Source organism: Marinobacter sp. DSM 26671, from assembly GCF_900112835.1.
Classification (GTDB): domain Bacteria; phylum Pseudomonadota; class Gammaproteobacteria; order Pseudomonadales; family Oleiphilaceae; genus Marinobacter; species Marinobacter flavimaris.
Genome location: NZ_FONF01000045.1, coordinates 9,340 through 9,995, shown reverse-complemented (window position 1 = coordinate 9,995; position 656 = coordinate 9,340). Strand labels below are relative to the sequence as shown.

Below are 656 nucleotides of genomic sequence, written 5' to 3'. Positions count from 1 at the left end.
AGCGCACCAATGTTCTCACCGGCACGACCTTCGTCCAGCAGCTTGCGGAACATCTCAACACCAGTACAAGTAGTCTTCACGGTATCCTTGATACCAACGATTTCCACTTCGTCACCAGTCTTGATAACGCCACGCTCAACACGGCCGGTCACAACAGTACCACGACCAGAGATAGAGAAGACGTCCTCGATCGGCATCAGGAACGGCTGATCGATCGCACGCTCCGGCTCGGGGATGTAGTCATCCAGAGCTTCTACCAGCTTCTTAACAGCGGTAGTACCCATCTCGTTGTCGTCTTTGCCTTCCAGCGCCATCAACGCAGAACCGGTGATGATCGGAGTGTCGTCACCCGGGAAGTCGTACTGGCTCAGCAGGTCACGAACTTCCATCTCAACCAGCTCGAGCAGCTCTTCATCGTCTACCATGTCCGCTTTGTTCAGGAACACAACGATGAAAGGTACGCCAACCTGACGGGACAGCAGGATGTGCTCACGGGTCTGCGGCATGGGGCCGTCAGCTGCGGAGCAAACCAGGATCGCGCCGTCCATCTGCGCTGCACCAGTGATCATGTTCTTCACATAGTCAGCGTGGCCCGGGCAGTCTACGTGAGCGTAGTGGCGATTCGGGGAATCGTACTCAACGTGGGAAGTCGCAAT

General features: G+C 56.1%; 1 protein-coding gene. It reads right to left on the bottom strand.

Annotated features, from left to right (window positions below; all coding sequences use genetic code 11):
• The coding region (locus BM035_RS21760; RefSeq protein WP_254775563.1) for a GTP-binding protein at positions 1-656 on the bottom strand (656 nt) is incomplete at both ends.